Origin of the sequence: Streptomyces sp. NBC_01003, assembly GCF_045162695.1 — a bacterium.
In the GTDB taxonomy this organism is placed as follows: Bacteria; Actinomycetota; Actinomycetes; order Streptomycetales; family Streptomycetaceae; genus Streptomyces.
The window spans coordinates 3,138,831-3,162,498 of sequence record NZ_CP108707.1 but is presented as its reverse complement, the minus strand read 5'-3'; the positions used below and the strand labels follow the sequence as shown (position 1 = coordinate 3,162,498).

Here is a 23,668-nt window from a genome sequence, read left to right as displayed (position 1 = left end):
TGGCCACGGCGGGGTCCTGACCGACCCCGCCCCGCCGGACGAACAGCGCCGCCCTCCTGAACGCAAGGCGCCCGCCGCGCGTACGTCATGCCGAGCAGTGTCCCGCCGCCCCAAGCGAGGAGACCAGCCCATGACCGACCATCAGCCGGGTGCCCCCGTCCCTCCCCTCACCGCCCTGCCCGACGGTGAGGCCCAGCTCGCCGTCGTACTGCGCCTGACCTGGGAGGATCTGGCCGCGCTCGGTCAGGAGGCGGGCCGCATCGCCGCCCGCACGCACCGCCCGGTCACGCTCGACGAGGCCGTCAGCCACCGCCTGCGCACCCGCCTGCCCGCGGCCCACGCCAAACCTGCGCAGGCCACGGCCGCTTCCGCCCTGAGCGCGGCCACGCCCCGCGCCCCCGGCGACCAGGCGCGCCAGGCCATAGAGAAGATCAACGGCACGTCCACCCCGATGCCGCCCACATCATCCGGCCCGGAGGTGCCCTAGGGCCTCTCGTTCGGATCACGCCGGGCTCGCGCCTGATCCGAACGAAAGGCCCTAGCCCCTGCGCACCGCCGCGCTCGACTTGCGGGCCGCCACCAGGATCGGGTCCCACACCGGTGAGAACGGCGGTGCGTAGCCGAGGTCGAGGGCCGTCATCTGGTCCACCGTCATGCCCGCGGTCAGGGCGACCGCCGCGATGTCGACCCGCTTCGCGGCGCCCTCGCGGCCGACGATCTGCACGCCGAGCAGGCGGCCCGTGCGGCGCTCGGCGATCATCTTCACCGTCATCGGGGCCGCGCCCGGGTAGTAGCCCGCGCGGCTCGTCGACTCGATCGTCGCGGAGACGAACTGCAGACCGGCTCGCCGCGCGTCCTTCTCGCGCAGGCCCGTGCGCGCGATCTCCAGGTCGCACACCTTGCTCACCGCCGTCCCGACGACGCCCGGGAACGTCGCGTAACCGCCGCCCGCGTTCGTGCCGATGACCTGCCCGTGCTTGTTGGCGTGCGTGCCGAGCGCGATGTGGCGCTCGCGGCCCGAGACCAGGTCGAGGACCTCCACGCAGTCGCCGCCCGCCCAGATGTTCTCGTGTCCGCGCACGCGCATGGCGAGATCGGTGAGGAGCCCGCCGTGCTCGCCCAGGGGGAGCCCCGCGGCGCGTGCCAGCGAGGTCTCCGGGCGGACGCCGATGCCGAGGACGACGACGTCCGCCGGATACTCGTCGGCGGTCGTCGCCACCGCCCGCGCCCGCCCGTCGCCGCCCGTGAGGATCTTGGTGACCTCGGCGTCGTCGACCATGGTGATGTCCATGCCGGTCATCGACTCGTGGACCAGGCGGCCCATGTCGGGGTCGAGCGTCGACATCGGCTCCGGCCCGCGGTTGACGACCGTGACCTCGTACCCGCGGCGGATCAGCGCCTCCGCCATCTCGACGCCGATGTAGCCCGCGCCGACGACGACGGCCCGCCGCCCCTGCGTCGCGGCGAGCGTGTCGAGCAGGGCCTGGCCGTCGTCGAGGGTCTGCACGCCGTGCACGCCCGGCGCGTCGATGCCGGGAATCCGCGGCCGCACCGGCCGGGCACCCGTAGCGATCACGAGCTTGTCGTACGAGGTCCAGGCCTCCGTCCCCGTGTCGAGCGCGCGCGACCTCACCCGTCCGCCCTCGACGTCGAGTTCGGTCACCTCCGTGCGCATGCGCAGGTCGATGGACCGCTCCCGGTGCTCCTCGGGCGTGCGCGCGATCAGCTCGTCGCGCCCTTCCACCTCGCCACCGACCCAGTACGGGATGCCGCACGCCGAGTACGAGGAGAAGTGCCCCCGCTCGAAGGCCACGATCTCCAGCTCGTCGGGGCCGCGCATCCTGCGGGCCTGCGACGCGGCGGACATGCCCGCCGCGTCGCCGCCGATGACCACCAGTCGCTCACGTGTAGGGCTCATGCCCACCAAACTACGTCCGCGCCCCTGTCACTCCTCCTCGCCCCGCTTCCCGGCCGGCGGATGCGTGGGCAGCGGGCCGAGCGCCGTCGCCGGCGGCCGCCCGGCAGAGGTGGACCTGCGCGGCAGCCGCGGACGCACCAGGCGCAGCCACAGGAAGACCAGCAGGCCGCCCACCACGGCGAACGGCAGGACGGCGCCGACGGCCACCGCGACCCAGCGCAGCATCGTCACGAACGCTCCCCAGCCGCCCGCGACCGCGTCGGTGAACCCCGGGTCGTCGTCCTTGTGCCCCGCCGGTTTCACCGGGGTCTCGGTCAGTGACAGCGTGATCGTCGCGAGGCTCGTGCGGTCCTTGAGGGACGCCTGCCGCGCGAGCAGGGCCTCCAGATCGGACTCGCGGGTGCTCAACTCCCCTTCCAGGGCGACCACATCGCTCAGCTTCGTCGCCTTGTCCATCAGCTCGCGCACCCGCGCCACGCTCGCCCGCTGCGACTTGACGCGGCTCTCCACGTCGACGACCTGGTCGGTGACGTCCTGCGCCTTCTCGTTCCGCTCGATGAGCCGGCCCGAGCCCGCGAGGTCCGCGAGGACCTGCTCGTAGCGCTCCTGCGGCACGCGCAGGACGACCCGGGAACGCTCATGTCCCCTGCCGTCGCGGTCGGTCGACTCGTTGCCGACGATGCCGCCCGCGTCCTCGGCCGCCGTGCGCGCCTTGTCGAGTGCCTGCGGGACGTCCTTGACCTGCACGGTGAGCGTCGCCGTGCGGATGATGTGGACGCCGGTCAGCTTCGGCGGTTCACGCCGGGACGACTTCGCGTCCGACTGTCCCCCGCCCGCCTCCTTCGCGGAGCCCTGGTCCGCGGCGGCCGCCTCGCCGCCCGCGGCCTTGCTGGAGTCGCCGCTGTCCGAGGCGCCGGCGCTGCACCCCGTCAGCGCCAGCGCCGCCACGAGCAGGACGGCGCCGGCCGCTCGCATCCCGCGGCGCCCCGGCCGCTTTCCTGTGGTGCCTGATATCCGCATCGACGTACCCCCGGAGGTTGAGTGGGACGGCCGGCCCAAGGAGAGGCCCTGGCCGCCTCCTTTGACGGTCCGGCGGCCCCTTTCGGTGGTTGCCGGGTGGTCCCGATGCGGTCACGGTCGGGACTCGCCGGTCTGAGACAGTGGGGGCATGCGCGAAGCGGACACAGGTACGGGAACGGGACAGGCCCCGAAGGCGGTCGTCATCGGCGGTGGCATCGCGGGGCTCGCCGCGGCCCACCGGCTGCTCGCGGCGGGCGCGCAGGTCACCGTCCTGGAGGCGTCGGGTCGCCTCGGCGGCAAGCTGCGCGCCGGTGAGATCGCGGGCGTACGGGTCGACCTCGGTGCCGAGTCGATGCTCGCCCGGCGCCCCGAGGCCGTGGACCTCGCCCGCGAGGTCGGGCTCGGAGACCGGCTCCAGCCGCCGGGTACGGCCACGGCCTCGCTCTGGACCAGGGGCGCGCTGCGCCCGATGCCCAAGGGCCATGTGATGGGCGTCCCCGGCACCGCCGCCGCACTCTCCGGGGTCCTGTCCGACGAGGGCCTTGCCCGCATCGAGCAGGACCGCGACCTGCCCGCCACCGAGTTCGGCGACGACGTCGCCGTCGGCGCGTACGTCGCCGAGCGCCTCGGCCGCGAGGTCGTCGACCGGCTAGTGGAGCCGCTGCTCGGCGGCGTCTACGCGGGCGACGCGTACCGCATCTCGATGCGCAGCGCCGTCCCCCAGCTCTTCGAGGAGGCCCGCAGCCACCGCTCCCTGACCGAGGCCGTCCGCGAGATCCAGGAGCGCGCGGCGCGGAACCAGCAGACCGGCCCCGTCTTCATGGGTATCGAGGGCGGCATCGGACAGCTCCCGCTCGCCGTCGCCGACTCGGTGCGCGCGCGGGGCGGCGAGATCCTCCTCGACAGCCCCGCCCACGGACTGCGCCGCACGCCCGACGGCTGGGAGGTCCGGGTCGACGACCGCGTCATCGAGGCCGACGCCGTCGTCCTCGCCGTGCCCGCGCAGAAGGCCGCCTGGCTCCTCGACACCGAGTCGCCGGCCGCCGCCGCCGAGCTGCGCACCGTCGAGTACGCGTCGATGGCCCTGATCACCCTCGCGTTCCGGCGCGACGAGGCACACCTGCCCGAGGGCTCCGGCTTCCTCGTGCCGCCGGTCGACGGCCACACGATCAAGGCGTCCACGTTCGCCTCGAACAAGTGGGGGTGGATCGCGGCCGAGGACCCCGGCCTGGTCGTCGTACGCACCTCCGTGGGCCGCTACCAGGACGAGAAGGACCTCGCGCGCGACGACGACGGGCTCGTCGAGGTGTCGCGCCATGATCTGCGGGAGGCCACCGGCCTGAGCGCCACGCCCGTCGCCACGCGCGTCACGCGCTGGCACGAGGGCCTGCCCCAGTACCCCGTCGGCCACCACGCGCGCGTGGCCCGCATCCGCGGCCACGTCGCCAGGATCCCCGGACTTGCCGTGTGCGGAGCGGCGTACGACGGCGTCGGTATCCCGGCCTGCATCGCGAGCGCCTACGCCGCCGTCGACCAGCTGGACGGCGACCTGACGGGCGTGGAGGAGCTCACCGCGAACCCGGTGCAGAGTCTGCACGGCGGCGCGGGAGAATAGCCACATGAGTGACGACGCCCCCGCCAAGATCCCGAACGCAGGCAAGAAGGCCAAGGACCTCAATGAGGTCATCCGCTACACCCTGTGGTCCGTCTTCAAGCTCCGAGACGTCCTCCCCGAGGACCGGGCCGGCTACGCCGACGAGGTCCAGGAGCTCTTCGACCAGCTCGCCGCGAAGGACGTGACGGTCCGCGGCACGTACGACGTGTCGGGCCTGCGCGCGGACGCCGACGTCATGGTCTGGTGGCACGCGGAGACCGCGGACCAGCTCCAGGAGGCGTACAACCTCTTCCGCCGTACGAAGCTGGGGCGCGCCCTCGAGCCGGTCTGGTCGAACATGGCGCTGCACCGCCCCGCCGAGTTCAACCGCTCGCACATCCCGGCCTTCCTCGCCGACGAGACGCCCCGCAACTACGTGAGCGTCTACCCGTTCGTGCGCTCCTACGACTGGTACCTGCTGCCCGACGAGGACCGCCGCCGCATGCTCGCGGACCACGGCAAGATGGCCCGCGGCTACCCGGACGTCCGCGCCAACACGGTCGCCTCGTTCTCGCTGGGCGACTACGAGTGGCTCCTCGCGTTCGAGGCCGACGAGCTGTACCGCATCGTCGACCTGATGCGTCACCTGCGCGCCTCCGAGGCTCGTATGCACGTCCGCGAGGAGGTCCCGTTCTACACGGGCCGCCGCAAGAGCGTCGCCGAACTGGTCGAGGGTCTCGCGTAGTTCGCACCCGGTCCGTACGCGAAGGGGCCGACCGGTTCGACGACCGGTCGGCCCCTTCGCACTCCGTGCCCGCCGTCAGTCCACGGCGAGCGGCGCCGGTTCGGGGTGCGGGGCGCAGGACGCGGCGCGGGTCACCGGGACCCGCCCCTCCATCAGATACGCGTCGAGGTGGCTGTTCACGCACTTGTTCGGGCCGGCGGCGATGCCGTGGGTGCCCGCGCCGCGCTCCGTGACCAGGACCGACCCAGGAAGCCTGCGCCACAGCTCGCGGGCGCCCTCGTACGGGGTGGCCGCGTCCCGCTCGGCGGCCAGGATCAAGGTCGGAGGCAGCGCGCCGGGGGCGGTCCGTACGTCGACGGGGCGCTGGCGCGGGGCGGGCCAGTACGCGCAGGGCAGGTTCATCCAGGCGTTGTCCCACGTCTCGAACGGGGCGCGGCGCGCGAGCTCGGTGTTGTCGCGGTCCCAGACGCGGAAGTCGGTGGGCCACGCCGAGTCGTTGCACTCGACGGCCGTGTAGACGGCGGCGCTGTTCTCGTTCTCGGCGGCCGCCGCGGTCCGCGGCGCGGCCTGCTCGGCGAGAGGCTTCGGATTGCCCTTCAGATACTCGGACAGCGCGGACGCCCGCATCGCCCAGTAGTCGTCGTAGTACCCGGCCTGGAGGTATGCGGCCTGGAGCTGGCCGGGGCCGACGGTGCCGCCCACCGGCTCGCTCGCGAGCTGCGCCCTGACCTTCTCGTAGCTCAGCTGCACACCGGCGGCGGTCGCGCCCAGGTGGTACGTCTTGTTGTGCTTGGCCACCCACCGCCGGAAGTCGGCCCAGCGCCGCTCGAAGGCCACCGACTGCACGAGGTTGTTGGTGTACCAGATCTGCTTCGGGTCGGGGTTCACGGCCGAGTCGAAGACCATGCGGCGCACATGCGTGGGGAAGAGCGTCGCGTACACGGCCCCGAAGTACGTGCCGTACGACGACCCCATGAAGTTCAGCTTCCGCTCGCCGAGCCCGGCGCGCAGCACGTCCAGGTCGCGGGCGTTGTTGAGCGTCGTGTAGTGCCGCAGCGCGCCCCCGGCGTTCTTCGCGCACCCCCGCGCGTACGCCTTGGCCTGCGCGATCCGCTCCAGCTTGTACGAGGCGGAGGGGTGCGTCGGCGCATGCGTGGGGGCCTTCGCGAACCGCTTCGGGTCCGCGCAGGAAAGCGGGGCCGAGCGGCCGACGCCGCGCGGCGCGTAGCCGACGAGGTCGTACGCGGAGGCGATGCGCTTCCACTCCGGCATCAGCCCGACGAGCGGGAAGTACATGCCGGACGCGCCCGGGCCGCCCGGGTTGAAGACGAAGGAGCCTTGCCTGCGGACCGGCCTGCCGCCCTCCCGCGCCCTCGTGCCGGTGGCCTTCACGCGGCTGACGGTGAGCTTGATCTGCTTGCCGTCGGGGTGGGCGTAATCGAGGGGGACGGAGACCGTGCCGCACTTGACGTGGTCCGGGAGGCTCTCGGCGGCGGCGCAGGTGCCGAAGGTGATGCCGGTGGCCGCGGCGCGGGCGGCGGCGACGGCCGTGCCGCGCAGTTCGGCGGTGCCGGAAGGGCCCTGGGTGTCGGCGCGGCCCGGGGCGGCGACGAGGGCGGTCAGGACCAGGGATCCGGCGGCCGCGTAGACGGAGGGGGCTGCTCTCATCGCTCTTCTGGGTCCCTTTCGTCCGGCCCTCGTACGGCCGCTTCGCACGGCCTTTGGGGCTGTCACCCGCCTGCTGGGAGCAGACGTGAACAAAGGGGATACTTCGTGCGGCAGTTGACGAAGTAAAGCACCGGCCTGCCGGTGTCGGCTCAATGACCCCGTTGCGCCGTTCCGAAGGCCGAGCGCAGCGCGGGGTCGGACACCGCGCGGACGCCGTGCACGGCGACGGCGGTCAGCAGGGCGGCCTCCCCGACCCCTTCACGTACGCCCCTCGGCAGGGCGCCGATCAGCCGCTGCCCGGTGGGTGAGGCCCAGCGCGTGTAGGGGTGGACCTCGAAGCGGGCGATCGCCAGACAGGACAGCGTGAGGATCAGGGGCAGCGCGAACCACGCGGCGATCAGCACGCCGTCGCCCGGCTCCCCGCCCGGCATCGTCAGCGATACGGCGGCCAGGACCACGACGGCGAGCGCGGCGGCCCGCACCTGGCGGACCGCGGCCGCGACCCCGCCCCGCGCCCCGTCGGGAACGGCGAGGCCCGCCGCGACGAGCCGGTCGGCCAGCGCCCGTACCGCGTCCGCGGCCGCCGTCGCCCGGCGCACCGCCCCTATCCGCGACTGCCCGTCCGGCCCGATGGCGCCGATCACCGAGCGCTCGATGTCGTCGCCGCCGACCGGGTCGACCACGGTGGCCCAGCCGGTGTGCGCGAGCAGCAGCCGCCGGCTGCGCGCCATCGAGACGAGGGTCAGATCGGCGACCCGGAAGGGGCCGCCCGACAGGAACGCGGCCTCGTACAGCGTCAGTTCGTGCGCGCCGCCGCCGGCCGGCTCGCTGTGCGCGGCGTGCACCGCGGCGAGGCAGAGGCGCGCGCAGGACAGAAAGGCGGCGGCGCAGGCCATGAGCAGGAACAGAAGCCAGAACATGGCGTTTTTCTATGCCACGCGTTCGGCTGGCGCCACGGCTTGTTCACCATATGGACAGAGCGTTGTCGGTATGTGACGTTCCGTTTGTTGTGCCTGGTTGCGTCAGGTCGTGTCAGGGCTTGGGCCGGGAGGCCGCCGGGGGCAGCGGGAAGGACGGGGACGGGGAGGGGGAGAGGGGCGTCGGGGGCTCGGGGGACGTCACCGGACCCGGCGGGGCGGGGGAGCGGGTCTCCGGTGGCGTACTCGTACCGGCGGCGTCCCGCGCGAGCGCGTCGAAGTCGACCAGGCCCGTGGACTCCAGGATCTTGATGTGGTCGAGGACGGTCTTGTTCGCGTCGTCCGCCAGGTCCCGTACGAGCGAGTTGCGTGTCGTCGCGCGGACCTGGGCGACCAGCGAGAAGACCTTCCCATGGGCCCGGCGAAGGATGTTGGCGAACTTCCGCTCGTAGTCGTCGCCGTGCGCCGCGCTCAGCTCGGAGAGCCAGTGCTGCTGCTGGCTGCCCGGCTGGTTGGGGAGTTCGAGGCCGAGCCGCGCGGCGACCTCGCGCACGCGCGCGTCCAGGAAGGTGTGCCCCTCGACGAGGTGCTCACCCGCCGTCCGCACCGCCGTGCTCGTCCCTCTCGCCTCGGCCTGCTGGCCCGCGGGCAGCTCCCACAGGCCCGCGAGACGCACCTTCGTGACGAACTCGCGGTCCAGCGCCGACAGGGGGCCGAATCTGGTCGACACGGTCCCCTCGTCGAGCAGGTCCACGCCCGTGCCGGAGCGGTCGGCGTACGACCAGACCGGGAACACGAGAGCGGCGAGTGTGGTGACGAGCCCGGCGACGATGAGTCCGGTGCCGTTGACGAATCGGGTGCGCATGATGCCTCCTGGTGCGGCACCGCACGCTAGTCCGCCTCACGGACGTGGGCTCGGGCAACCCCGCGAATACGCCAACTGCGGTACGGGCGCGGGGTGGCGACGCTCAGGCGGACCGGAGAGCCGGACGCCCCCGGTGCAGGGCGTACCGCGCCGCGCGCACCAGACGTGCCCCCGGGTGCGCGGCCGGCGGGGTGGGCCCCGACCGCTCCCGCCACCACCGCTCCAGCTCCCGCCGCACCCCCGCGTCCCCGGGCCCGCCGGAGTCGAGCAGGTGCTCGGCGAAGTCGAGGGCGTCACGGCGGTAGCCGCCCGTCATGGGCCGGCACTGCGCGTACGACAGGAACGCCGGGCGGTACGCGGCCGCGCCGAGGATCTCCGGCAGTTCGGGGGCCACCTTCGCCACGACGTCCGCCCGCTTGGCGCACAGCGCCCGGCTCTGGACCTTGAGCCGCACCCGGTCGAACCCCTCCGGCGCGGGCGTCCCCGCGACGAGGGCGGACAGGAGCGCGGCCTGCGCGAGCGCGAGCCGCTGACGGGCGGGGTCGGTGCCCTGAGCAGCCTTGCCCGAAAGGAAGCGCACGGTGCGCCCATCGGCTGGCGCGGTCGCCAACGTCCCCCTGATCTCGGCGAGTTCACGCTCCAGCTCCTCGGGAGCCGGGAAGTTCTCGTCGCGCTCCAGGAGGACTCCGGGCGGCGAGACCCGGGACGCCAGGTCGGCGAGGATGTCGAGGACGGGGCGCGGCACGGGGTGCGCGTGGCTGTCGTGCCACACGCCGTCGCGCTCGAAGCCGCCCGCCACATGCACGTACGCGATGGCCTCGACCGGCAGCTCGCCGAGCGCCTTCACGGGGTCCTCGCCGCGGTTGACGTGGTTCGTGTGCAGGTTCGCCACGTCGATCAGGAGGTGGACGCCGGTGCGCTCCACCAGTTCGTACAGGAACTGCCCCTCCGTCATCTCCTCGCCGGGCCAGGAGAACAGGGCCGCGATGTTCTCCACGGCGAGGGGTACGGGCAGTGCGTCCTGGGCGATGCGGATGTTCTCGCAGAGCACGTCGAGGGCGTCCCTCGTGCGCGGGACCGGAAGCAGATGGCCGGCCTCCAGCGGCTGCGACGCGGTGAGCGCGCCGCCCGCCCGTACGAACGCGATGTGCTCGGTGACGAGTGGGGAGCCGAGGGCCTCGGCGCGGGCCGCCAGGTCGGCGAGCCTGCTCTCGTCGGGCCGTTCCGCGCCGCCGAGGCCGAGCGAGACGCCGTGCGGCACGACGGTGACGCCGCGCTCGCGCAGCCGCAGCAGGGAGTCGGGGACGTGCTCGGGGCACACGTTCTCCGCGACGGCCTCGACCCAGTCGATGCCGGGCATCGCCTCCACGGCCTCCGCGATCTCCGGACGCCAGCCGATGCCCGTACCCAGACGCTCGATCCGCTGCATGGTTCCCCTCCTCCACCCCGGCCGTACGCCGTGCGATGCCGGTGTCATGACCCCGGCGGACGCCGCCGAACCCCGGAGAGGGGACGTTCAGAGGTTCATTTGAGGTTCCGCGACGCCCCCTGGAGTCAGTCGCGCCGGAAGAACTCCACCTCCGCGAGGGCGATATGGCTGCCACGGGTCAGTCCGGCGGGGGAGGTGAGCGTAAGACGGATCGTCGTCACGTCGCTGATGCCGGCGGGGAACGTCTGAAATCCCGGTTTGTCGCTCAGCGTGAGCTGTTTCCGATGCACTTGGCCGTCCTGTGCCGTGACCTCCATGTCCATATGGAGCGCGCGTCCCTGGCGGGCGTACGCCGTCGCGGACTTCGAGGCGCCGTTGGTGATGATCACGTCGACCAGACGGAACGGCTTTTCGAAGGTGTACGTCACGGAGGCCCCGGGGCCGGGCGCGCCCCAGTAGTGGTTGCTGAGCCCGTCCGTCGTGTCGTCCGCCGGATGCCCGGGCACCTGTGCGGTCGCCTCCACCTGTGCCGGGGTCACCGGCTTCGCCTTGCCCAGTTTGTCGCGGGTGTCCTCGAACAGGTGGCGTCCGGCAGGGAGCAGCAGGAAGCCGCAGACACACAGCGCCAGCACGACGCCCAGGATCACCAGGAGCCGCACCGTCCGGCCCGAGCCCGCCCGCGTACGACGGCGCAGCGGCCATACGGTCCGCCACCACGGGAGCGGGTCCGGCGCGGAGACCGAGGTCAGTGGTGCGGCGCACCGGCGGCAGAAGCGACGGTGCGGCGGGTTCGGCGTGCCGCACCGCGGGCACGGCACACCGGCGGTCGGGTCGTCCGCGGAGACCGGCCGCACGACGGGGCGCGGGGCGGCCGCCTTCGCGGGTTTGACCGGCTGGGGGGCGGCGGCCCGGCGCGGGGGCGGCGAGGGGGCCGGCGGTTGCGGCGGGACCGGTGGCTGTGACGGGACCGGTGGCTGTGGCTGTGGCGCGGGCGGTTCCCGCGGGGGAGGCGGGGTGTCTTCCCGGGGCTCCGGAGCGGGGGTGTCATCGGCGGAGCCGTTTCGCGTGCCGGCCGACGGGGTTTCCTCCGGGGAGGTGGGCGGCACCTCGGGCTCGCGGGACTCGTCGGGCCGGGCGGTGGCGACCGCTGCTCCCGGGCGGTCCGTGCCCCCGGAGCCGCTGGAACCATCGGAGTCACCGGGGGCGCTGTCGATCCGCGCCGGAGGGTCGGCCGGACGGTCCGGTGTCCCCGCCCCCTCCGGATCCGCCGCCCCTTCGGCATCCGACCAGCCCAGATAACTCCCGCAGTTGCCGCAGAAGTCGTCCGTCTCCTCGTTGGCCGCCCCACAGGCGGGACACGCGCGCATGACGTCAGCTCCCTTCGCCGCCGGCGGGCGGTCCGGGCAGGACCTCCACGCGGCACACCGTGTGCACCGGGCACAGGGCCCGGACGACTTCGTGGACCTGTCCGGCGTCGACCGTCGCCGCACGGTCCGGCCAGACCCGGACGACGACCTCCGCGGCCGGCGCGGGCGGCAGCTCGGACCCGGCCGTGCGCGACCAGACCGCCGCGCCGTCCCCGACCACCTCGGCCCGCACCCCGAGCACCAGGCGCAGCGCCTCGACGAGCCCGCACCGCGTGCCCCGGCCGCGGTGCAGTTCCATGGCGCGGACGGCCGCCTCGCGGCGCAGCTCGACGGGCCAGCGCGGATCGTCGACCCCGCCGACCCAGGACGCGAGCCACGCCAGGAAGTCGGCCGGGGTCACCCGGGGGTCGAGATAGGCCGGCAGGTTGTCGAGCGTGGCGAAGACCGGCGCCAGGACCGTGTCGAGGCCCGATGTGAACCGCTGGGCGAAGTCGTCCTCGGCGTACAGGGCGGGCAGTTGCTCCCCGATCGGGTGCCGGCTCGGCAGGCCGGGGACGGAGGCGCGGCTCATGCGCGGCCTCCCGACTCCGCGGCAGCGACGACCACTTGATGCTGGTACGAGAAGACGAGCGTGCCCGCGCCGATGTCGATGCGGTCGGCGGGGGAGCCGCGCCGGCCTGTGATCGGGTCGGCGGCGAACAGCCGGATGTCCTCCACCAGCACGTCCCCGACGGCGCGTTGGATCACGCCGAACACCTCCCCGTACTGCACCGGCCGCCCGAACGGCCAGCCCGTGCCGTCCGGGCCGCCGTGCAGCGGGTTGAGATGACGGAACAGCGCGGCCAGGGCCGCGTCGCGCACCCGGTCCGCATCCTCGCCGGCCGGTACGGACAGGCGCGCCACCACGGTGACGCCCTGGTAGACGGGCGGTTCGACGACGAGCCGGGTGCCGATGAGACGACGCTCGTCCAGCGCCTCGGTGATCGTGGCGAGCACCTGGTCGGACGGGATCAGCTGCTCGAACCGGAGCCGGTCGCCCTCGTCGGCGACCGCGTCCGGCACCACCAGGACCCGGACCGCGCCCGGATCGTCGGCCGCGGGCAGACAGCGCACCCGGCGGACGGACGGCGCCGCCTGCCGGGCGATGATCTCGTGGTCCTCCGCCGTCACCGCCCGCTCCTGCATCCGCAGCGCCTGCGGGGCACGCAGCTTGGCGTTGTCGACGCTCTCGCCGGCGACTCCGCCGCGCGCCGCCTCCCGGTTGCCGACCCGGGCCACGTACGGCACGGAACTGCGCAGCACGTTGATCGCGCCGCGGGCGACGTTGCCCGCCGGGCCGCCGCCGGTGCGGTAACGGGCCACCCGCACCTGGGTGCCCTTCGGGGGCACGGCGCCGCAGGGGCGCAGCGTGCCGTCGGCCTCCCGCAGCACCGGCGGAAACGTGAACTCCCCCGTGGTGGCGTCCACTTGAACGTGCCGGTCCTGCGGGCCCGAGCGGCCGAAATGGTCGACGACGTCCCAGCGCCGCCAGCCCTCGGGCGAGGACACCTCGACCACCGGCGGCTCGCCGTCGAGCAGGACGGGCGGGCGGTCCAGACGGAACCGCTGCCCGGCCACCCCCTCCGAGGTGCCGAGCGGCGCGTCGGTCACCGTTTCGGCGTGCTCGACCGCCATCGTGCCTCCGATGGTGAACACGGCGGCCTCGCGCACCGTGGGGGACTCGGAGTAGAACGGCTGGCCCGGCTCGGGCTCGACGACCCGGCAGCGCAGCCAGCCGCCGCGCGTGCCGCCGATCACCGACGCGGTGTGCCCGGCCGGGACGTGCACGATCACCTCACCGGGCCGGTTCAGGCCGCCCGTGCTGTCCTCGCCGGTCTCGCACCGCTGCCAGCGCCCGCCGTCCCACGCCTCCCACACCAGCGGCGGCTGCCGGGGGTCGACGCCGACGCCTTCGACGCGACTGTCGAGGCGAATGGCGACCACACAGCGCGGCACCGCCGTCGGCAGGCCGAACAGCAGCGCGTCACCGGGCTCGGGCGCCGCCTGGAAGCACGGCACGTCGCGGCCCTCGGTGAGCGCGCCGGTCCGGTCGGTCTGCTCGCCGGTCCGGGGCGCCGTCACCAGGCGGACCAACTCGCTGGGCACGATCCGCAGTTCGTCCGCCGTGGCGAACACCACGGCCTCCTCCGTCTCGCCGGCCGCCGTCGTCACCTCGGTGCCCGCGGCGAGCACCACCGTCTCCGGCTGCGGCGCCGAGAGCCAGAAGTCGACGTCGGCGCTCGCGGCCGCGGGCGGGAAGAGACGGATCCCCAACAGGTCGAGGAACGCCAGGTAGTTCTTGTCCGGCACCCGGTTCAGCCGGTACAGCAGCTGGTCCACGAGGTAGGCGAACGTCTCGATCAGGGTGACGCCGGGGTCGGAGACGTTGTGGTCGGTCCACTCCGGCGCACGCTGCTGCACGTACCGCTTCGCCTCGTCGACGAGCTGCTGGAACCGCCGGTCGTCCAGGTTGGGTGAGGGCAGGGCCATCAGTTCGCGACCGTATTCCCGACCCCGTCCTCGGAGGGGATCGTGTAGAAGGGAAAGACCAGGTTGCGCCGGTCGTTGGTGGTGCGCACCGTGTAGTGCACGTCGATGTACAGGGTCCCCGCGTCCACCGAGTCGAAGGCGACGACGGCGTCGTCGACCGCGATCCGCGGCTCCCACCGCTCCAGCGCCTCGCGCACCTGCTGGGCGATCCGCCCGGCGGTGTGGCCGTCGCCCGGCGCGAACACGTAGTCGTGGATGCCGCAGCCGAACTCCGGGCGCATCGGCCGCTCGCCGGGCGCCGTGCCGAGGACGAGCCGGATGGCCTCCTCGATCTCCTGCCCCCGCTCGACCATGGCGATGCCGCCGGTCGGCCCGACCCGCAGCGGGAAGGCCCAGCCGCGGCCGATGAACCGCTCGCTCATCACACGCCTCCGATCAGCACGTTCATGGCGCCGGTCAGGATCTGCGCGCCGCACGCCGTCTTGTCACGGGCCTTCGCCGCCGGCGCCCCGCCGATGAGCACCGTGCCGCGGGCGAGGGCCGCCGGGTCGGGCATGACCACGTTGAGCGGACCCGTGGCGGCGTGCGGCGGGACCGGGCAGACGTGCAGGCTGCCCACGACGGCGGCGGGCCGACCGCCGATCAGCACGCGCGCCACGGTCGCGGCGACCGGGCCCGGCGGGGTGGCGATCCGGCCGCCGTGAGTGGTGGGGTCACCGGTACGGGCCGCTGCTGGCATCGAGAGCTCCTTCACTCGGGGTGGTCGACGGACGGGAACGGGCGGTGAGCGGTGAGCGGTGAGCGGTGAGCGGGAAGCGGGAAGGGGACATCGGGCATCAGTTGATCTTGATGAGTTTCGCCTTGAGGATCCCGAGGAGTCCGCCGTCGACCGAGACCTCCGCCTGCCCGGACACCCCCACCTTGCGGCCGCTGATGTCGACCCCGACCGTGGCGTTGATGTCCACTTGGCGTCCCTTCACCGTCACGGTCCCCTGTCCGGCGTCCAGGGTGATGCTGCGTCTGTCCAGGACGATGGAGGTCGCCGCCCGCTTGGGTCCCGAGTACACGGTCACCTCGATCCGGTCCTGACGGTCGTCCATGCGCACTTCGAGCCGCTCGTCCCCGGTCACCAGGCGCAGCCCCGACGGGCCGGGCGCCCTCGCGTCGAGCAGCTCCACGCGATGTCCCGAACGCGACACCACAGAACGGCGGTTGACCTTGCCGCTCGTCTTGTCGATCAGTGGCACGTCGTGCGGCGACGGCTTGTCCACGCCGTTGTAGAGCCCGCCGATGACGTACGGACAGTCGAGCAGGCCCTGCTCGAACCCGACCAGCACCTCGTCGTTGACCTCGGGACTGACCACGCCGCCCCCGCCCTTGCCGCCCCACTGCACGGTGCGCACCCAGTCGGTGACGTACTTGTCGTCGAGCCAGGGGAACTTCAGGCGGACCGCGCCGCGTTCGGACCCGTTCGGCTCGCGCACGTCCGTGACCACTCCGATCGCCAGGCCCTGGATGCGCGGGCCGCGGCCGGGCGCGTTGGCGCCGGTGACCAGGCCGGTCAGGGAGCGGTCCGGGCTGGTGCTGACCCACAGGGTGGTCCGGTAGCCGCCGTGCGGTTCGAGGACGTGCTGCACCGCGGTCGCCGTGTACCGGCCGGAGAACTCCTTGCCGACGTTGCCGAGCGCTATGGCCTTGCCCGCGCGCAGCAGCGGATTGCCCTCGACGACGGCCTCCAACTCCGCGTAGCCGGCGCTGACTTGTTCCGCCGTCGCCCGCGCGACCGCCGTCGCCTCGGCCTGCGTACGGTACGGGGTGTCGGTGACCGTCACCTGGGTCGCCTTGCCGAACCGGGCGACGGACGCCGGGTTCAGACCTGGCACCGCCGCGCCGCTCACCACGGAGGCCTGCTCGGCGACGAGGGCCCGCTTGGTGGTGGTGTCCCAACCGCGTACCTGCACCTTCGCCGCCGCGTCGCCGACCGAGAGCCCGGCGCGCAGCGCCAGCAGATTCCGCCCGTACTCCAGGACCAGCGGACTGGTCGTGGCCGACGTCGACGGCGCGGGCGCACCCGACGCCTTGACCGGCGTCGTGAACTGCAGCATGCCCTTGTCGTCGATGCGTACCTGCGCGCCGCTCTCGCCCGCGAGGTACTGCAGGAAGTCCCAGTCGGAGACGTTGGCCTGGGACAGCTGCTTGTGCGTGACGGCCGGTGCCTGCACCTTGCCGACGGCGAGACCGGCGCCCGCCGCGACCTTGCGGACGATCGCCGCGGTCGTCATGTTCCGGTACGCCACCACCTTGCGGCCCCGCTGCAGACGATGGGCCTTGGAGTACGCCCGTACGACGGTGAACGTGCCGGTGCCGTCCCGGTCGAGCTCCAGGGCCGTCACCTCGCCGCTGAACAGCAGCTCGCGGGTCTGCCCCTTCACGGTCACCACGGACACCCGCAGCGGCGTGCCGATGGTGATGCCGGTCCTGGTCAGGAACTCGTGGTCGGGGTCGCGGTAGGTGAGCACCGCTGTGTCGGGCAGGCCGACGTTCTCGTCGACGACACAGCTCACCAGCTGCGCGGCCCACGTCTGCGGCAGTTCGGCGGGCGCCTCGATGACGGGATCGGCCGCGAACGACCGGCCGCCGCGCGCCTCGGGTGTGGTCACGACTCCTCCTCGCCGGACGCGTCGCGCACGCCCGGCACCACGAGTTCACTGCCGGGCACCAGGGCCATCGGGTCGTCGATGCCGTTGGCCTCCGCGATGCTCCGCCACGCCGTCGCGTCGCCGTACTCGCGCCAGGCCAGCATCGCCAGGCTGTCGCCCGCCACCACCGTGTGCGTACTGCGGGCGGTGCGCGCACCCGACGTCGGGTTCTGCCCCGGCGGGTCGACGCTCGCCTCCTCGATGGACAGCGAGCATGTCGCCCGCAGCGGCTTCCCGTCCACGTCGAAGAGCGTGTACGACACCGACAGGTTCGACAGCACCCCGTCGAACGAGGTGGTCCGCGCGGTGCCCCACTCGAACCGCACCCACGGGCTCGCCGGCTTCTTGCGGCCGAGGCTGGCCGGGGTCGGCACACACGCCTTCATCAGCTTCTCCACGGCCTGCTCCACCGAGTTGTCGTGGGCGGCGGTGGCATCCAGGAACACGTCCAGGCTCAGGGTGCGCGGCCCGCTGCCGACGAACTCGGGCAGCGCCGACTGGCCCGCCATCCGGGACGGAGTGCGCCGCCACTCGGTGGTCTTGCCCAACTGCAGAGTGGACGGGTTGAACTGGAGGTCGAGCCGCGCGATCGTGCCGCCCGGCCTGGCCCCGACCGAGGCCGGCGGCTCCTTGAGCGTGAGCTGGGCCCTGGCCCGGCTGGCACGGCCCGCTGGGGACATGGTGTGCGTTTCCTTTCGGGAGCGGCGTGGACGTGGGTGGGTGGGTGGGGAGGCGGCGTCAGCTGGGCGAGAGGCCCTCGTGGGCGATCTCCAGCGTCTCCACCGCCGCCTCCGAATTGCTCGGGTCGAACGAAGGGCCCTGCCACCGCACGGGCACGATGCCGAACACCTGCCAGCTGATGATCCGGCTCAGGTCCGGCCGCAGCGCCACGATTTCGCCGTCCTTGGGCTCCACCCGGCGCAGCGTCTCGTCCAGCCAGCGGGCGATCTTCGCCGTGTCCGAGGTGACGGGACGGGTGAGCGTGATGTTCGACCAGGTCACGCGCCCCGGGAGCTGCCAGGTGAACCCGTTGTTGCCGCCCTCGGCGTAGCTCTCCATCTCGACCTCGGCGCCCATGCCGGAGCAGGTGTGGAAGGCGCCCAGGTCGTTGCCGCCGATGGCGAGGCGGAAGAACACGCTCGTGGCGAAGATGTTGTCCGTCATGGGTCCGTCCGTCGATCCTGTCGTTGGTCCTGTCGTCCTGCTCCCAAGCGGTCAGCGGCGCCCGTCGAACGGTCGGCCCGTCCGCTCCCGGCCGCGTCGTAATTCGGTGCGCAGCAGGCGGGCCACCGGGTCGAGCAGGCGGCGGGCCAGGTCGTCGAGGTCGAGGGCGGCGGCTTCCGGTGCGGGTGCCGCCTTCTCGCGTTTCCCTTGCCCTCCGGCCGAGTTGGCGTTGTCCGTCGTCTGCGTGGACGCGGTCGTGACGCCGCCCTTCCTGCCGCTGTTCCCGTTCCCGGAGGGGGCCGGATCGCGTTGGACCGGGACGATGCCGGGCACGGCGGGAGCGGGGGCCCGCCGGGCGACGACGGGGGTCGTCTCTGTCGGCCGGGCCGCCGTGCCCACTGCTCCGACCCGTGGTGCCGTCAACGAGGCATGCACCACGGTTGGTTGGGAGTACTGCGGGCCGGTCACCGGCAGGGCCCGCCCGGGCGAGGTCGCAGGCGCGACGTTCCGTGTCGTCCCGGCTCGCTGAACGGGGCTCTGCGGACGTACGACTTGGGGCGGGCGGGGCGATGCTCCGTGCCCGGATGCCATGCGCTGGACGGCCGCAGGAGTCGTCGCTTCGTCCGCCGGGGACGGACGAGGCCAGCGTGGCGCGACGACGGGACGTACGCCGGTGCGGGCCGCGGGCGTTGTTGCGGGTGTCGCCGTGTGGGTGCTGGGCACCAGCGGGCGTGCGGCCAAGAGGCGGGTGGTGCGCGGCGCCGGTGTCGGTGCCGTGGTCCCGGCGGCGGATGCGGTTGCGGCCGTGGTGCGTCCGTGATCGGTCACGGCGCGGGCGACGACCAAGGGGGCCGGGGTGGCGGCGGCGGTGTAGCCGGTGTGCGGGGCCGGTGTCCGGGCGGGCTGCGTCGTGTGGGGAGCCGGCGTGGCGGCGGTGGTGTAGCCGGTGTGGGGGCCGGGTGTCCGGGTGGGCTGCGTCGTGTGCGGGGCCGGTGTCCCGGCGGGCCGCGTCGTGTCGGGGGCTGCGGGCGCGGGTCCCTTGGGCAGGGGGAGCAGGCTCGACGGCGCCTCGGATTCCGGAGCCACGACGCGTTGTACGAATGCGGGCGTGACGGACGCGCCCAGCAAGGGTGCTCCCACCGCCGGAGCGGGCGAGGTGTCCGGACGCGGGGCGTCGCTGGGCGCCGGTGAACGCTGAGGTCCTGAACGGGAGTTGCTCCCAGGTGCCGGAACGGCACGTTGCGCCGGCACCGGAAGGTCGGCGCTGGGCGGCAGCGAGGACAGCGGGGCTCCCAGCCCGGTGCGGGGGCGCGACCGTGACCTCTGCGGCAGGTCTCGTCGGCCGGGTCGGGCTTCCGGCACGGCCGGGCCACCGGACTCGGGGCCGGCGGGCTGCGCCGGGCGGGACTGCACCATGGGCAGTACGGGGGCCGGGGAACCGCCGGCCGCAGTCGCTCCATGTGGCGCCAACAGGGCTGCTGTGGGCGGCAGTTCGGCCATCGGGGCACCGAGCGGCGGGCGGGCGACCGGACGAGTGGGGGTCTCGGGCCGACCGGTGTCCGCCGAGTCGGACTCACGGGCGCCGCCGGGCCCGTCCCGGTTGCTCGACGGGAGAACGGCGGCGCGCACGACGGACACGCGCCGCGCGGGCCCGCCCGGGGCCTGGGCGACGGTGAGCGAACGGCTCACCGGGCGGGGCCGGACGCTGGGACGGGGCGCGTCCGCGCCCCTCTCATCCACCTTCGCGCTCGTTCCGTCCGCCTTGGCGCCAGGTCGTCCGGTGGGTGCGGTGGGTGCGGTGGTGGCGGTCGAGGCCGTCCCGACCACGGCACGCTGTACCGCCGGGCTGGTCCGGGGTGAGCCGGTGCCGGTGGAAGTGTCCGGAACCACGGCCACCCGGCGAACGACGGTTAGCCGAACCGGAGTTGAAGGGCGGCCCAAATTGGCGGCCGGACCTGACACGCCGACGGCGCCGCCCCCGACCTCCGCTCGCTGCACAGCCGCCGCGGATGACTCCCGTACGGCAGCCGCGGGCCGCTCGGACACGAGGCCGCGTACCCCGGGCACTCGATGGGGCCGGTCCGGCGCGGGGGCGTCATCCGACGCTTCGGCGACCGAACGAGGCGCTGTCGTCCACGAGTTGTCGCTCACCTCGGGCCGCTCCACGACGGGCCCGGCCGACCGCTCACTGCCCCCGCTTATTCGACGCGAGCCGTCGTGGGTCGGGCGGCTCGCGCCGGAGGCATGACTTCCGGACCCCGTCTCAGGCCGGTCCGGCGAACTGTCCCGCTGGCGTTGCACATGCGGCAGCGCGGGCGCTGCAGCGTCTCCGCCGTCGGCCCTCGCGTCCCTCCGGCTCCGGGAACTGTCCCGCTGTCGCTGTATGTGAGGCAGCAGGGGCACATGATCACCTGTACCTGTACCTGTACCTGTACCCGGCGAAGGACTGGCGGCCCCCGCGCCACCTTGTGCCGGCGAACCGCCCGCCCGCCGCCTCGCGTCGGGCCCAGGCAGTTCACGGGTATCCCCGCCCCCGGACGGGACGTCCGCCGTCTCGTGCTCAAGAGACGGCGCCAGCGCCCGGAGCAACAGCGGGCCCCCACCGCTCTGCGTGGACGGCGCGGCGGCCGTGCGGGCGATGCCCCGTACAAGACCGGCCGGGGCCGTGGGCAGCACCGCATGCGCGAGGCCCGTGTCGAACGAGGGGTCGCGCCAGGCCGCCAGGTGCGAGCGGAAGACCAGGCCGTCGCTGATACCCAGCGGCGCGCGGGACACCGTGAGGCGGGGCGGCGCCGTGCGGCGCCAGCCGCCGTCCCAGTCGCCGGGCACGCCGGAGCCCGGCGCGGCGGACACGTCCCGCTCGCCGGCCTCGGCGCCCGAAGGCCGCTGTGCGGCCGGGGCGCCCCGCCCGGCCGCACGCCGACGCAACCTGTCCCGCCATGTCATGCGCTCAACCGCCTTCGTTCACACGGGTGTTGATCCGGGCGATCTCCGTGACCCACTGCCGGCGCTCGCCGTGGGTCAGGTCGAGGATCTCCTCGCGCGGCCAGTGGAAGTGGTAGGCGATGTACGCGATCTCCTCCCGCAGCCGGGGGAGCGCGTACGTCACGATTCCCCCAGGCGCCCACCCGAGAGGTCGACCTCGAAGCCGCCCTCGCAGTGCGGGCACGTGACGGCCGCGCGGGTGTGCCCCTCGCTGTTGACGCGCCGGTAGAAGTCCTGGAGGAACGCGACGTCGGTCGCGTACATCCGCTCCACGACACCGGCGTGCACATCGGTGACCGTCCCGATCCGGGTGATCACCTGGCTGAGCAGCACCACGCTCAGATACGCCGGGTTCTCCTTGACGCGCAGATCGATCTGGGGGCGCAGTTCGTCCCGGGCCGTGGCGAGGCGCATCGCGCCGTGCCGGTGCACGGTGCCCGCCTCGTCCACGTATCCGCGCGGCAGCTCGAACTCGAACTCGGTGCGCAGCCCGTGGTCCTGACCGGACACGGGCGCGGCGGCGGGGGGATGGGGGACCGCCGCGCCCGCGTCCGTCGCGGGCGCCGTCGCCTGGAGGATCTCCTCCAGGTTGCCCGCTGTCACAGTACGGCGCCTCATTCGACGACGATCTCCTCGAACACGATGGTCACGGACTCCGTAGCCGCGGAGGACTCGCCCGCCTTGAGCGACGGGCCCTCCCACTTGGACGCCCAGCCCTGCATCAGCTGGATGCGCCGGACGGTCGAGCCGGTGGTGTCCTTGATCTCGATGGTGAGGTTCTGTCGCGCGGTGTCGACGGCGCCGTTGTTGAGGGTCTCCTTGATCCACTTGGTGAACTCGCTGCTCTGGTCGAGTCCCCGGGTGATCGTGATCTCACCGGCCTGGCGGGCCCCCGGCTGCTTGCGGATGATCTGCTTGCCCTCCGCGCTGACCTGCCGGACCTCGACGACCTCTTCCTCGACGGTCAGCCCGCTGATCTCCTGGATCGATTCGACCAGGTAGCCGCCGAGCTGCACGCCGAAGATATGGGTGGAAAGAGCATCGCCCTCTGCCATGACTGTCTGTCACCTTTCGTGGGGGTCAGTGGACCAGCGATCAGCGGATCACTCGTCGACGAGGCTGGTGCTGTCGGAGAACTGGGCCAGGCGGAACACCACGAACTCGGCGGGCTTGACGGGCGATACACCGATCTCGCAGACCACGCGGCCCTGGTCGATGGACTCCTGCGGGTTGTTGTCGCGGTCGCACTTCACGTAGAAGGCCTCCGCGGCCGTCCGGCCGAACAGCGCGCCCCTGCGCCACTCCTCGGTGAGGAACGCGCTGATGTTGCGGCGGATGCTCGACCACAGCCGGTCGTCGTTGGGCTCGAAGACCACCCACTGCGTACCCAGGAGGATCGACTCCTCCAGGTAGTTGAACAGGCGCCGCACGTTCAGGTAGCGCCAGGCCGGGTCCGAGGACAGGGTGCGGGCTCCCCAGACGCGGATGCCGCGGCCGGGGAATGCCCGTACGCAGTTCACGCCGATCGGGTTGAGCAGGTCCTGTTCGCCCTTGCTGAGCCGCAGTTCGAGGTCGACGGCGCCGCGGATCACCTCGTTGGCCGGGGCCTTGTGCACCCCGCGCTCGGCGTCGCTGCGTGCCCACAGACCGGCGATGTGACCGCTGGGGGGGACGGTGGCATTGTGGCCGGCCGCCGGGTCGAAGACGCGCACCCACGGGTAGTAGAGGGTGGCGTAGCGGGAGTCGTAGCCCGCCTCGTCGTTGCGCCACGTGCGCACCTGCTGGGCGGAGAGGCCGGGCGGGGTGTCGAGGACCGCGACCCGGTCGCCCATCTGCTCGCAGTGCGAGATGACCGCGAGCTGCACCGTCCGCACGCCCTCGGCGTCGATGTCGCCGCGCTCGTAGGCGCTCATCAGGTCGGGTACGGCGACCATCGTGATCTCGTCGATGCTCTCCAGACCGGCGAACCCGGTACGGGCGCTCGAGTCGCCCACGTACTCCGCCGCGTCGAGGCGGGCCACCTCGCCCGACCCGGTGGGGGCGGGGGCGGCCGGGGCGTCGGGCACCGCCACCGTCTGCGCGGCCGGCCTGCTCTGGCTCGCGCCGCGCTGTTCGGTGACGTCGATCAGCTTCGAGGCACGGGCCTGGTTGAGGAGGTAGCCCTTCACGTTCTTACGGGTGGACGCCTCGTACGTCTCGGTCACCTGGTCGCCCTGGCGGACCAGGAGCTTGAAGCGGTCCTCGGGCGAGTTCTCCCCGTCGGGCTCGGCGACCTCCACGGACACGCCGCTCACGCCGGACTTGGCCGCGACCAGGAAGCCACCGAGCTCCACCGTCTGCGCCACGTCGTTCGGCCGCGCGCCCGAGCCGTTCGCCGCCGGGGCGGAGGCGTCGCCCGCGGCTCCGCCGATGCGCACGATGTACGCGGCGCCGCCGCCGTTCGCGAAGTAGCCGTACACGGCGTGCGGGAGATAGGTGCCCTGCGTGAACCCGCCGAACTGCTGGCTGTACTGGTCCCAGCTGGTGACGAGGATCGGCGTGTGGAACGCGCCGCTCTCGGCGAACCCGACGAACGCGGCGACGGCCGTGCCGACACCCTCGATGGGGCGAGCACCGGACTGCACCTCCTCCACGTACACGCCTGGGGTGAGGTACGTCGGCATGCTCGCTCCTTCACACTTACGGATATGGGGTCGCGGCCCCAGCCTTTCCGCCGCCGCCGCGGGTGGCAGGGGACTTCGGGCCCTGCCCGGGGGCAGTTCCCCTGC

22 protein-coding genes are annotated in these 23,668 nt (G+C 73.3%); 3 read left to right on the top strand and 19 right to left on the bottom strand.

The genetic code is table 11. The annotated features are described in order from the left end of the window. The first annotated feature begins 130 nt into the window (after positions 1 to 130). The gene (locus OG698_RS14515; RefSeq protein ID WP_406103423.1) at positions 131 to 487 is read left to right on the top strand and encodes a hypothetical protein; all 357 of its coding nucleotides are present in this window, start codon (positions 131 to 133) and stop codon (positions 485 to 487) included. A gap of 51 nt (positions 488 to 538) precedes the next feature. On the opposite strand, the gene OG698_RS14510 is transcribed toward OG698_RS14515, so the two are convergent. Both OG698_RS14510 and OG698_RS14505 read right to left on the bottom strand, forming a co-directional pair. Then, positions 539 to 1,918: an FAD-dependent oxidoreductase gene (locus OG698_RS14510; RefSeq protein ID WP_406103422.1), complete on the bottom strand. Its 1,380-nt coding sequence runs from the start codon at positions 1,916 to 1,918 to the stop codon at positions 539 to 541. A 27-nt stretch (positions 1,919 to 1,945) separates the two neighbouring features. Beyond that, positions 1,946 to 2,893, bottom strand: coding sequence for a DUF4349 domain-containing protein (locus OG698_RS14505; RefSeq protein WP_406103421.1), 948 nt, complete (start codon positions 2,891 to 2,893; stop codon positions 1,946 to 1,948). A gap of 193 nt (positions 2,894 to 3,086) precedes the next feature. Between OG698_RS14505 and hemG the strand changes: the two genes are divergently transcribed. Both hemG and hemQ read left to right on the top strand, forming a co-directional pair. After that, positions 3,087 to 4,553: a protoporphyrinogen oxidase gene (hemG, locus tag OG698_RS14500; protein WP_406103420.1), complete on the top strand. Its 1,467-nt coding sequence runs from the start codon at positions 3,087 to 3,089 to the stop codon at positions 4,551 to 4,553. Positions 4,554 to 4,557: 4 nt separating this feature from the next. Next, the gene (hemQ, locus tag OG698_RS14495) at positions 4,558 to 5,277 is read left to right on the top strand and encodes a hydrogen peroxide-dependent heme synthase (RefSeq protein ID WP_100591268.1); all 720 of its coding nucleotides are present in this window, start codon (positions 4,558 to 4,560) and stop codon (positions 5,275 to 5,277) included. 75 nt (positions 5,278 to 5,352) lie between these two features. Here the strand turns inward: hemQ and OG698_RS14490 are convergent, their stop codons facing one another. From OG698_RS14490 to OG698_RS14410, 17 genes are all read right to left on the bottom strand, one after another. Further along, positions 5,353 to 6,945, bottom strand: a complete 1,593-nt coding sequence (locus OG698_RS14490; RefSeq protein ID WP_406103419.1) for an alpha/beta hydrolase — start codon at positions 6,943 to 6,945, stop codon at positions 5,353 to 5,355. A gap of 149 nt (positions 6,946 to 7,094) precedes the next feature. Next, positions 7,095 to 7,865, bottom strand: coding sequence for a TIGR04222 domain-containing membrane protein (locus OG698_RS14485; protein WP_329569393.1), 771 nt, complete (start codon positions 7,863 to 7,865; stop codon positions 7,095 to 7,097). Between the two features lie 112 nt (positions 7,866 to 7,977). After that, positions 7,978 to 8,727: a DUF4142 domain-containing protein gene (locus OG698_RS14480; RefSeq protein ID WP_406103418.1), complete on the bottom strand. Its 750-nt coding sequence runs from the start codon at positions 8,725 to 8,727 to the stop codon at positions 7,978 to 7,980. Between the two features lie 103 nt (positions 8,728 to 8,830). Further along, positions 8,831 to 10,156 (bottom strand): DUF692 domain-containing protein, encoded by a 1,326-nt coding sequence (locus OG698_RS14475; protein ID WP_406103417.1) that lies wholly within the window; start codon positions 10,154 to 10,156, stop codon positions 8,831 to 8,833. Between the two features lie 125 nt (positions 10,157 to 10,281). After that, the gene (locus OG698_RS14470) at positions 10,282 to 11,523 is read right to left on the bottom strand and encodes an NADase-type glycan-binding domain-containing protein (protein WP_406103416.1); all 1,242 of its coding nucleotides are present in this window, start codon (positions 11,521 to 11,523) and stop codon (positions 10,282 to 10,284) included. Positions 11,524 to 11,527: 4 nt separating this feature from the next. Continuing rightward, a complete protein-coding gene (locus OG698_RS14465; RefSeq protein ID WP_406103415.1) occupies positions 11,528 to 12,094 on the bottom strand; it encodes a phage tail protein in 567 nt (188 codons plus the stop codon). Beyond that, positions 12,091 to 14,052, bottom strand: a complete 1,962-nt coding sequence (locus OG698_RS14460) for a putative baseplate assembly protein (RefSeq protein WP_406103414.1) — start codon at positions 14,050 to 14,052, stop codon at positions 12,091 to 12,093. Before OG698_RS14460 ends, OG698_RS14465 begins: the two co-directional genes overlap by 4 nt. Continuing rightward, positions 14,052 to 14,474, bottom strand: a complete 423-nt coding sequence (locus tag OG698_RS14455) for a GPW/gp25 family protein (protein WP_406103413.1) — start codon at positions 14,472 to 14,474, stop codon at positions 14,052 to 14,054. Before OG698_RS14455 ends, OG698_RS14460 begins: the two co-directional genes overlap by 1 nt. Next, positions 14,474 to 14,791, bottom strand: coding sequence for a PAAR domain-containing protein (locus OG698_RS14450; RefSeq protein ID WP_406103412.1), 318 nt, complete (start codon positions 14,789 to 14,791; stop codon positions 14,474 to 14,476). Before OG698_RS14450 ends, OG698_RS14455 begins: the two co-directional genes overlap by 1 nt. Positions 14,792 to 14,888: 97 nt before the next feature. Continuing rightward, a complete protein-coding gene (locus OG698_RS14445) occupies positions 14,889 to 16,712 on the bottom strand; it encodes a VgrG-related protein (protein ID WP_406103411.1) in 1,824 nt (607 codons plus the stop codon). After that, positions 16,709 to 17,431, bottom strand: a complete 723-nt coding sequence (locus tag OG698_RS14440; RefSeq protein ID WP_406103410.1) for a LysM peptidoglycan-binding domain-containing protein — start codon at positions 17,429 to 17,431, stop codon at positions 16,709 to 16,711. The genes OG698_RS14445 and OG698_RS14440 overlap by 4 nt, the downstream gene beginning before the upstream one ends. A gap of 58 nt (positions 17,432 to 17,489) precedes the next feature. Beyond that, positions 17,490 to 17,915 carry a phage tail protein gene (locus tag OG698_RS14435; RefSeq protein WP_406103409.1) on the bottom strand — a complete coding sequence of 142 codons (426 nt, stop codon included), beginning with the start codon at positions 17,913 to 17,915 and terminating at the stop codon, positions 17,490 to 17,492. 51 nt (positions 17,916 to 17,966) lie between these two features. Then, a complete protein-coding gene (locus OG698_RS14430; protein ID WP_406103408.1) occupies positions 17,967 to 19,055 on the bottom strand; it encodes a hypothetical protein in 1,089 nt (362 codons plus the stop codon). 1,810 nt (positions 19,056 to 20,865) lie between these two features. Beyond that, complete coding sequence (locus tag OG698_RS14425) at positions 20,866 to 21,024, bottom strand: DUF6760 family protein (RefSeq protein ID WP_199815708.1); 159 nt, start codon at positions 21,022 to 21,024, stop codon at positions 20,866 to 20,868. Continuing rightward, a complete protein-coding gene (locus tag OG698_RS14420) occupies positions 21,021 to 21,518 on the bottom strand; it encodes a hypothetical protein (RefSeq protein ID WP_406103407.1) in 498 nt (165 codons plus the stop codon). Before OG698_RS14420 ends, OG698_RS14425 begins: the two co-directional genes overlap by 4 nt. Further along, positions 21,515 to 21,955: a phage tail protein gene (locus OG698_RS14415; protein WP_406103406.1), complete on the bottom strand. Its 441-nt coding sequence runs from the start codon at positions 21,953 to 21,955 to the stop codon at positions 21,515 to 21,517. Before OG698_RS14415 ends, OG698_RS14420 begins: the two co-directional genes overlap by 4 nt. A 48-nt stretch (positions 21,956 to 22,003) precedes the next feature. Further along, the gene (locus tag OG698_RS14410) at positions 22,004 to 23,563 is read right to left on the bottom strand and encodes a phage tail sheath family protein (RefSeq protein ID WP_406103405.1); all 1,560 of its coding nucleotides are present in this window, start codon (positions 23,561 to 23,563) and stop codon (positions 22,004 to 22,006) included. Positions 23,564 to 23,668: the final 105 nt, after the last annotated feature.

Excerpts from the sequence above, each read along its gene's own strand:
- OG698_RS14515 (WP_406103423.1), top strand. The coding sequence starts at position 131 with ATGACCGACCATCAGCCGGGTGCCCCCGTCCCTCCCCTCACCGCCCTG.
- OG698_RS14510 (WP_406103422.1), bottom strand. The coding sequence starts at position 1,918 with ATGAGCCCTACACGTGAGCGACTGGTGGTCATCGGCGGCGACGCGGCG.
- OG698_RS14505 (WP_406103421.1), bottom strand. The coding sequence starts at position 2,893 with ATGCGAGCGGCCGGCGCCGTCCTGCTCGTGGCGGCGCTGGCGCTGACG.
- hemG (WP_406103420.1), top strand. The coding sequence starts at position 3,087 with ATGCGCGAAGCGGACACAGGTACGGGAACGGGACAGGCCCCGAAGGCG.
- hemQ (WP_100591268.1), top strand. The coding sequence starts at position 4,558 with ATGAGTGACGACGCCCCCGCCAAGATCCCGAACGCAGGCAAGAAGGCC.
- OG698_RS14490 (WP_406103419.1), bottom strand. The coding sequence starts at position 6,945 with ATGAGAGCAGCCCCCTCCGTCTACGCGGCCGCCGGATCCCTGGTCCTG.
- OG698_RS14485 (WP_329569393.1), bottom strand. The coding sequence starts at position 7,865 with ATGTTCTGGCTTCTGTTCCTGCTCATGGCCTGCGCCGCCGCCTTTCTG.
- OG698_RS14480 (WP_406103418.1), bottom strand. The coding sequence starts at position 8,727 with ATGCGCACCCGATTCGTCAACGGCACCGGACTCATCGTCGCCGGGCTC.
- OG698_RS14475 (WP_406103417.1), bottom strand. The coding sequence starts at position 10,156 with ATGCAGCGGATCGAGCGTCTGGGTACGGGCATCGGCTGGCGTCCGGAG.
- OG698_RS14470 (WP_406103416.1), bottom strand. The coding sequence starts at position 11,523 with ATGCGCGCGTGTCCCGCCTGTGGGGCGGCCAACGAGGAGACGGACGAC.
- OG698_RS14465 (WP_406103415.1), bottom strand. The coding sequence starts at position 12,094 with ATGAGCCGCGCCTCCGTCCCCGGCCTGCCGAGCCGGCACCCGATCGGG.
- OG698_RS14460 (WP_406103414.1), bottom strand. The coding sequence starts at position 14,052 with ATGGCCCTGCCCTCACCCAACCTGGACGACCGGCGGTTCCAGCAGCTC.
- OG698_RS14455 (WP_406103413.1), bottom strand. The coding sequence starts at position 14,474 with ATGAGCGAGCGGTTCATCGGCCGCGGCTGGGCCTTCCCGCTGCGGGTC.
- OG698_RS14450 (WP_406103412.1), bottom strand. The coding sequence starts at position 14,791 with ATGCCAGCAGCGGCCCGTACCGGTGACCCCACCACTCACGGCGGCCGG.
- OG698_RS14440 (WP_406103410.1), bottom strand. The coding sequence starts at position 17,431 with ATGTCCCCAGCGGGCCGTGCCAGCCGGGCCAGGGCCCAGCTCACGCTC.
- OG698_RS14435 (WP_406103409.1), bottom strand. The coding sequence starts at position 17,915 with ATGACGGACAACATCTTCGCCACGAGCGTGTTCTTCCGCCTCGCCATC.
- OG698_RS14420 (WP_406103407.1), bottom strand. The coding sequence starts at position 21,518 with ATGAGGCGCCGTACTGTGACAGCGGGCAACCTGGAGGAGATCCTCCAG.
- OG698_RS14415 (WP_406103406.1), bottom strand. The coding sequence starts at position 21,955 with ATGGCAGAGGGCGATGCTCTTTCCACCCATATCTTCGGCGTGCAGCTC.
- OG698_RS14410 (WP_406103405.1), bottom strand. The coding sequence starts at position 23,563 with ATGCCGACGTACCTCACCCCAGGCGTGTACGTGGAGGAGGTGCAGTCC.